The 7,424-nt window shown below is 57.4% G+C and carries 8 protein-coding genes; 5 read left to right on the forward strand and 3 right to left on the reverse strand.

From position 1 onward, the window contains the following. Positions 1-160 precede the first annotated feature (160 nt). Both HFM78_RS14305 and uvrA read left to right on the forward strand, forming a co-directional pair. The gene (locus HFM78_RS14305) at positions 161-397 is read left to right on the forward strand and encodes a hypothetical protein (protein ID WP_287130131.1); all 237 of its coding nucleotides are present in this window, start codon (positions 161-163) and stop codon (positions 395-397) included. An 86-nt stretch (positions 398-483) separates the two neighbouring features. Then, complete coding sequence (uvrA, locus tag HFM78_RS14310; RefSeq protein WP_287130132.1) at positions 484-3,411, forward strand: excinuclease ABC subunit UvrA; 2,928 nt, start codon at positions 484-486, stop codon at positions 3,409-3,411. A gap of 169 nt (positions 3,412-3,580) precedes the next feature. On the opposite strand, the gene HFM78_RS14315 is transcribed toward uvrA, so the two are convergent. From HFM78_RS14315 to plsY, 3 genes are all read right to left on the reverse strand, one after another. After that, complete coding sequence (locus HFM78_RS14315; protein ID WP_287130133.1) at positions 3,581-4,099, reverse strand: NADPH-dependent FMN reductase; 519 nt, start codon at positions 4,097-4,099, stop codon at positions 3,581-3,583. A gap of 101 nt (positions 4,100-4,200) precedes the next feature. Beyond that, positions 4,201-5,208, reverse strand: a complete 1,008-nt coding sequence (rsgA, locus tag HFM78_RS14320; RefSeq protein ID WP_287130134.1) for a ribosome small subunit-dependent GTPase A — start codon at positions 5,206-5,208, stop codon at positions 4,201-4,203. Beyond that, positions 5,205-5,816: a glycerol-3-phosphate 1-O-acyltransferase PlsY gene (gene plsY, locus HFM78_RS14325; RefSeq protein WP_287130135.1), complete on the reverse strand. Its 612-nt coding sequence runs from the start codon at positions 5,814-5,816 to the stop codon at positions 5,205-5,207. The genes rsgA and plsY overlap by 4 nt, the downstream gene beginning before the upstream one ends. 72 nt (positions 5,817-5,888) lie before the next feature. On the opposite strand from plsY, the gene deoC reads away from it, so the two are divergent. The 3 genes from deoC to HFM78_RS14340 form a co-directional block, all read left to right on the forward strand. Then, complete coding sequence (deoC, locus tag HFM78_RS14330) at positions 5,889-6,563, forward strand: deoxyribose-phosphate aldolase (protein WP_287130136.1); 675 nt, start codon at positions 5,889-5,891, stop codon at positions 6,561-6,563. Next, on the forward strand, positions 6,560-7,180 hold the full coding sequence (locus tag HFM78_RS14335) for a hypothetical protein (RefSeq protein ID WP_287130137.1): 621 nt from the start codon (positions 6,560-6,562) through the stop codon (positions 7,178-7,180). Before deoC ends, HFM78_RS14335 begins: the two co-directional genes overlap by 4 nt. Before the next feature lie 54 nt (positions 7,181-7,234). Further along, positions 7,235-7,424, forward strand: a 190-nt coding sequence (locus tag HFM78_RS14340; RefSeq protein WP_287130138.1) for a pentapeptide repeat-containing protein, incomplete at its 3' end; no start/stop codon positions are given.

Below are 7,424 nucleotides of genomic sequence, written 5' to 3' on the forward strand. Positions count from 1 at the left end.
ATCCCAGCCGAGTCGCCAGTACCCCCCCTGACAGTTACAACGATGCCCCCCCGCCACCAGTGCCGACAACTTAACAACGGATGCGCCCCGGATCTCCCAGGTTGGCTATAACGGTCGGGTCGGGAAGATCTATGGAACCGGTGAGATCCTGGAGGTGACGATGCGCGGTGATCCCGGCGGGACAGCGACCTTTCGGATTGATGGCTACACCGCTGATAACCCGATGAAGGAAGAATCCCCTGGTTTTTATCGCGCTCAAGTCAGTATCGGCAGATACCTGGATATTCCCAGTGGCGTGATCCGCCTGATCTTGAGCAAGGGCGGACGGCGTTCCTTTGAGAGCATCCCCGAGCAGATCACCGTGGTCTCCAAGCCCCAAGCAAAAACTGGTCTCTAGAGGAACTGCCAACCGTTCCAGGCGGACCCAAACCTAGGAGAGAAGCGGGTAAAATATTAAGACCTTTTACAAAAAACAAGAAGCTGATGGCGGACTATATCCGGGTACGGGGTGCGCGGCAGCACAATCTCAAAAACGTCAATCTGGAGTTCCCGCGCAATCAACTGGTGGTCTTCACCGGGGTTTCGGGGTCGGGGAAGTCCTCCTTGGCCTTTGATACGATCTTTGCGGAGGGGCAACGCCGCTATGTGGAGTCCCTGTCTACCTACGCCCGTCAGTTCTTGGGTCAACTCGATAAGCCCGATGTGGACGCAATTGAGGGCTTGAGTCCGGCGATCTCCATTGACCAGAAATCCACCTCCCACAACCCCCGCTCCACCGTGGGCACGGTGACGGAAATTTATGACTATTTGCGCCTCCTCTACGGGCGGGCGGGCGAACCCCACTGCCCCCACTGTGACCGCCCCATCGCGCCCCAGACCATTGAACAGATTGTTGACCAACTCAAACTGATCCCCGAGGGCATCCGTTACCAACTGCTCGCCCCAGTGATCCGGGGGAAAAAAGGCACCCACCAAAAAACCCTCTCCGCCTTAGCCAGTGAAGGGTTTGTCCGGGTCCGCATTGACGGGAGTGTCTATGAACTGACCGAGACGATTAAACTCGACAAAAACCAAGTCCACAGTATTGAGATTGTCATTGACCGTCTGGTAAGTAAGGCGGGGTTAGAAGAACGCCTCGCCGACTCCCTAGAAACCGCCCTCAAAAAAGGCGAAGGGACAATCCTTATCGAACTGTTGCCCCGCTCCGACGAAGAGACCCAACAACTTGCTAAGGTCGCCGAACAAGCCGGACTCTACGACGAGCAACCCACCGAGATGTTGTTCAGTGCCAATTTCGCCTGCCCGGTCCACGGCTCGGTCTTGGATGAGCTCTCGCCCCGGATGTTCTCCTTCAACTCGCCCTATGGAGCTTGTCCCAACTGTCATGGTCTGGGGGCTGTCCAGGAATTCGCGGAGGAACGGGTGATCCCTGACCCCAAACAACCCCTCTACGCCGCGATTGCCCCTTGGTCAGAGACGGGAAACCCTTACTACGTGGACCTGCTGGCCTCCTTGGGACAAGCTCTCAAGTTTGATATTAAGACGCCCTGGTTCAAGCTCAACCCTGAACAGCAACAGGCTATCCTGCACGGGTTAGATGACAAAATTTTAATCAACGCCGAGTCCTGGTACGACCGCAACCGCGACAGTGAGGGCAACAGTCGCCCCTACCGCGCCCGCTTTGAAGGCGTGATGCCCAACCTCAAACGCCGTTATGCCGAAGCCACTTCCGATAAATTGCGCCAAAAGTTTGAACAGTTCATCGTCCCCCAGCCCTGTCCGGTCTGTCACGGTCTGCGCCTCAAACCCGAAGCCCGCGCCGTCAAACTAGGGGGCTACAATATCCTCGCCCTGACCTCCGCCTCAATTGATGAATGCCTGACCATCCTGGAACAACTCAAACTCAAGGAACGACAGGCCAAGATTGCCGAGATGGTGATCCGCGAGGTCAAGACTCGGCTGCGCTTCTTGATTGATGTGGGCTTGGATTACCTGACCCTGGACCGGGGGGCGGGGACTCTCTCGGGCGGGGAGGCGCAACGGATTCGGCTGGCGACCCAGATTGGTTCGGGCCTGACGGGGGTCCTCTACGTCCTGGATGAACCCTCCATTGGGCTACACCAACGGGACAACGGGCGTTTACTCAAGACCCTGACCCGCTTGCGGGACCTCAACAACACCCTAGTGGTGGTGGAACACGACGAGGAGACGATCCGGGCTGCTGACTACGTGGTGGATATCGGGCCGGGGGCGGGGGTCCATGGTGGGCGGATCGTGGCTCAGGGTACCGTGGACGATGTAGCGCAGTGCCCAGAATCCATTACCGGGGCCTACCTCTCGGGCCGTAGCCACATCCCCACCCCAGCTCGCCGTGCTGGGAATGGCCTGAACCTCCGCATCCAAGGCGCGACCCGCAATAACCTCAAGGATATTGAGGTCGAGGTCCCCCTGGGTAAACTCGTGGCGGTAACGGGGGTTTCTGGTTCCGGTAAATCTACCCTGGTCAACGAGTTGCTTTATCCCTCCCTGCGCCATCACTTTGACCGCAATATCCCCGTTCCCGTGGGTGTGCGCTCCGTGACCGGGTTGGATTGTCTGGATAAATTCATTGTCATTGACCAGTCCCCGATTGGTCGGACGCCCCGCTCCAACTCCGCGACCTACACGGGTAGTTTTGACGGTATCCGCGAGCTGTTTAGTATGACGGTGGAGGCCAAGGCGCGGGGTTACGCACCGGGGCGGTTCTCCTTCAACGTCAAGGGGGGCCGTTGCGAGGCTTGCCACGGCGAGGGGGTGAATGTGATTGAGATGAACTTCCTGCCCGATGTCTATGTGGAGTGCGAAGTCTGTCGGGGTAAGCGGTACAACCGCGAAACGCTCCAAGTCCTCTACAAAAATAAATCTATTGCCGATGTGCTGGACATGACCGTAGAAGAGGCGGTGGGCTTTTTCGAGCATATCCCCAAGGTGGCGAGTAAGGTCAAGAGTCTCAACGATGTGGGCCTCAACTACATCCGCCTGGGTCAACCCGCCCCGACCCTCAGCGGCGGCGAAGCGCAACGGGTCAAACTCGCCACCGAACTCAGCCGCCGCTCTACCGGACGGACCCTCTACCTCTTGGATGAACCGACCACGGGCCTGTCTTTTTACGATGTCCACAAACTGTTAAATGTCCTGCACCAACTCGTGGAGACGGGCAATACGGTCCTGGTCATCGAACACAACCTGGATGTCATCCGCACCAGCGATTGGGTGATTGACTTGGGACCCGAGGGTGGGCACCGGGGCGGACAGGTCATTGCCACGGGCACCCCCGAACAGGTCGCCGAGGTCCCCCAGTCCTACACCGGGCAATATCTCAAAAAAGTCCTGCAACAGTTCCCCCATGCGCCGCTCGTGGCAGCGGAATAAATTTTTAGAGGCTGTAATGACCAGAGTCTAATTTGGAATCCCGAGCAAATAACTAGGATTGCTAAACTTAAATAGGTAGGTTAGTCAAATATATATTTTTGTACCTTTATATGGACAACGCCTAAAGAATAGCTATTCCACAGGTCCGAATCCTGTCATCTTGAAATCTTCAATTAGTCCGACGTAGGCGTTGGGCGGTCAAGATTAAAGAGTTGATAAGTTCCTGTAACCGTTCTTCGAGCTTCGGGTCCAATAACTTACCTTCATTGTCAAACTGTTTCCAGGCTTGTCCAATCGCCACTTGTTCCGGGACGACCCAGGCGTGGACCCAGCGGGCCACAATGCGGAGGTCGTTGAGAGCATTGCTGTTTTGACCGCCGCCCAATACACTGATTGCCCCAAAAATTTTACCTTCCAGTTCCGTAAAGCTCAGCAGGTCCAGGGTGTTTTTGAGTACACCACTGAAACTGCCGTGGTACTCCGGGGTACTGATGATGACATCGGCGGCACTGGCCTTAGCTTTCAACAAACTTACTGCCGGGTAATCTGGGTAGCTATCCCCACCATTACAGAGGGGTAAAGGCTGGGCTAAGGGGTCAAAAAATTCCACCATCGTCCCCTGGGGAGCCAAGGTCAAGGCATGGAGCAAGACCGCCCGACTTGCGCGACTGGGGACGAAGACTACCACATAGGCCCAAAACCTTAATCGCTTCCATCGCTATGCCCCGATTTCTCCTCTATCCTAAGCCGCTCAGCCTTGCCCCTATATCGGCTGGACCTCAATAAGAATTAAGATTCGCGGTCTTCCCATTCAGCAGCGAGGGTTTGTTTATCGCTGCGGCGGGAGGGTTGGCGGTGGATACGGGCGAGTTTGGGGAGTTGGGTCTGGGTGTTGTGGGGGCGGCTCTGGGTTTTGAGGGTATTGTCCGTGGGGAGGGAAAGGGGTTGGGCCAGGATTTCTGCAAGGAAAGTCAGGTAAATCGGGTGACGGGCAAGCTCAGCGCCCTGGACCGCACAGCCCGGTTCCTCACGGTGCAGACAATTACGGAACTGACAGTGGCCCAGATATTCACAAAACTCAGGAAATAACCCCGCCAAGTCCTCGGGGGAGACACGCAGGGTCAGTTGCGAGAAACCCGGTGTATCGGCAAGTCGCACTTCTGGGGGCAGGGTGAAAATCTCCACATGGCGGGTTGTGTGCCGCCCATGACCCAACCGTTGGGAGACCTCACCCACGCGCAACGCTAGGCCCGGTTGGAGAGCATTGAGCAGACTGGATTTACCTGCCCCGGAAGGCCCAGCCAGAACTGAAGTGCGATGGGCCAAGGTCGCGCGTAACGCCTCCAATCCCGCCTGGGTCCGGGTACTTAGAAGTTGCGGCGGATAGCCCCAGCTTTTGAGTTGGTGGGTGATGAGGTGGAGTTCCGGGTCGGGTAGGAGGTCAACTTTATTGAGGACCACCACCACGGGCAGGTCCTCTTGCTCAATCTGGACCAAGAAACGGCTGGCAACTTCGGGGTCGAAGGCGGGTTGGGTGGCGGCTAAAACCAGGATGACCTGTTCGACATTGGCAATCGCGGGGCGGGTCAGGGCATTAGTCCGGGGGAGGACAGCGGTGATGGCCCCCTGGTCTCCAGACTCAGCCTGTTCACTCAGTTCCACTTGGTCACCGACTAGGACTTGACCGTGGAGTTTTTTCAGTAGGGAACGCAGTTTGCAGAGCCGGGGCTGGTCTTCACCCGCCACTTGGACGCGGTAATAGTTGGACTGGATCGCAATGACGATGCCCGTGGTCATGATTTTTCGCCCAAACGCGGCTCGGTCCCCAGACGTAACCGTTGTAGATTACTCCGGTGCCGCCAAACCACAAAAGCCCCGCCCAAAAGCCCTAACAGCACAAAGGCCGGGGGCTGCCCAAAAACCAACATCAATATGGTCACCCCCAAACCGCCGAGAACTGACCCAACGGAGACCATCCGCGTCAACCCTACCGCCGCCCCCCACAGAGCCAAGGTCGCCAGAGCCACCCGGAGGTCTACCGCGAAAAGTAAACCCAGACTCACCGCCACGGATTTACCACCCTGACCGCCCAACCAGATGGATTTACTGTGACCGAGAATTGCCATCAGCCCCGCCCCCACTGCCCACCAGGTTTCATAGCCCGACGGCTCTAGCCAGATTTGCGTTAATTTAAGGGCAATAAATCCCTTCCCCAAGTCAAAAAGTAATACACCCAAAGCCGGGAGCTTCCCCGCCACCCGCAATACATTGGTCGCCCCGGTGGAACCGGAACCCACTTGGCGGATATCTACGCCTTTTAAAGCTCGCACCACCAGATAACCGGGCGAGACCGCACCCAGCAGATAAGCCGCAACCAGACAGCCAAGACCCAGGGCAAAATCCATGCTCTCAGGATAACCCGCGCCCATCGCGCCGTCGGACCTCGCCTAAACTTGAAGTAAAACGAGACGTGCAGCATGGTCGAGATTCACCCCGAGATGGCCCTACCGCAATTTATTGAACACACCTGTCTGAATGTATTGACCACGACGACGACCGTGGAGCAGGTCTGTTGGGAAGCCGACCGCCACCGCTTCCGGGCCGTCTGTGTCCCGCCTTTACACCTAGCCACTGCCGTCAAAGCACTGTACAAAAAACCGATTCAAGTCTGGACTGTCGTGGGTTTTCCCCTCGGGCTCGATACCCCCCAAGCGAAACTTTACGCCGCTCAGCAACTCGCCGACCAGGGCGCAACGGGCCTTGAAGTGGTACCGCAACTGATTTGGCTCAAACAGGGCGACCCCAACCGGGTCTATCAAGAACTCGCCGAGATTCAGCAGGCCACCCGGCTCCCGGTGCGGGCCATTCTCGAACTCAACCTCCTCGAACCCGCCGAACTCGAACTCGCGCTCCAAGTCTGTCGGGATGCCGGGGTGAGTGGGATCAAGACGGGCACGGGTTGGGCCGGGAACACTACCGCCGATCAGGTCCGCCAAGTAGCCAGTCTCAGTAAGGGCCGTCTACCCATCAAAGCGAGCGGTGGGATTAAGACCCTCGCTCAATGTCTGGACCTGTTGGCGGCGGGCGCGACGGCTCTCGGTACTTCCCAGGGCGTGATGATTTTGAAACAACAGCAAGAGCGGGTTTTGTGACCAACAGCGCGGCTCTAGTCGTGGGGTTTTTCACCCTGTTGGTCTTGCTGGTGCCCCTGGGACTCTCGCCTTGGGTGCCCTTTGGCTTGTGCGTGGTCGGCACAGCTCTCAGTGGCGGGGATGCACTTTTTAACCAGGGACGGTTCGCCCGGTTAATCTTGGACCTCGCCCAAGAATGGCTAGACCCCAGTTACAAAAAGCGGCTGGCCTATCACGAGAGCGGGCATCTGTTGGTGGGTCATTGTTTCGGGCTGAAGGCCAGTAGCTACGCGATTGGGGCACAGGCTAGTCGTCGTCTAGGGTTTGCGGTGAGTAGTCTAGTTGAGTTTGACCAACCGGAACGCTTCAGTCCCCGCGCCTACGGGACGACCCTGATGGCAGGGGGGGTGGCGGAGGTGTTGTTTTTTGAGGAAGCACGGGGCGGAGCTGATGATTTGGTGAAAATCCGTGCCCTGCTTGCCCTCAATCCCCAGCGTGAACAACTGGAGCGTGAATACTGCCGTGAAGCTACCCGTCTACTCAAGGCCCACCACACCCTCCACGACCAACTGGCCCGACTGATGCTCACCAATGCACCGCTCACAACCTGTCAAACCCTGCTTGCGGTTTTGAAGTAACGGGGCTAGCCGGGGTACTGAGATGCTACGTTAAAACTCCCCTGCTTGTGGGCAATGGATATAAAAGACTCCCAGGGAGAAATTCTTTGTTCGGTGTCGCGCCTTCTGGGAGCGGACCTCAGGAATGCTTGGTTGCCGGGGGCGGACTTGACCCAACGTAATTTACAGGGGGCGGATTTGGTCTGTGCCCACCTAGAAGGCGCGGACCTGCGGGGGGCAGACCTCTGGGGGGCGGACCTAGAGG

This window comes from Candidatus Cyanaurora vandensis (genome assembly GCF_013285555.1).
Lineage (GTDB): Bacteria > Cyanobacteriota > Cyanobacteriia > Gloeobacterales > Anthocerotibacteraceae > Cyanaurora > Cyanaurora vandensis.

Excerpts from the sequence above, each read along its gene's own strand:
- HFM78_RS14305 (WP_287130131.1), top strand. The coding sequence starts at position 161 with ATGCGCGGTGATCCCGGCGGGACAGCGACCTTTCGGATTGATGGCTAC.
- uvrA (WP_287130132.1), top strand. The coding sequence starts at position 484 with ATGGCGGACTATATCCGGGTACGGGGTGCGCGGCAGCACAATCTCAAA.
- rsgA (WP_287130134.1), bottom strand. The coding sequence starts at position 5,208 with ATGACCACGGGCATCGTCATTGCGATCCAGTCCAACTATTACCGCGTC.
- plsY (WP_287130135.1), bottom strand. The coding sequence starts at position 5,816 with ATGGATTTTGCCCTGGGTCTTGGCTGTCTGGTTGCGGCTTATCTGCTG.
- deoC (WP_287130136.1), top strand. The coding sequence starts at position 5,889 with ATGGTCGAGATTCACCCCGAGATGGCCCTACCGCAATTTATTGAACAC.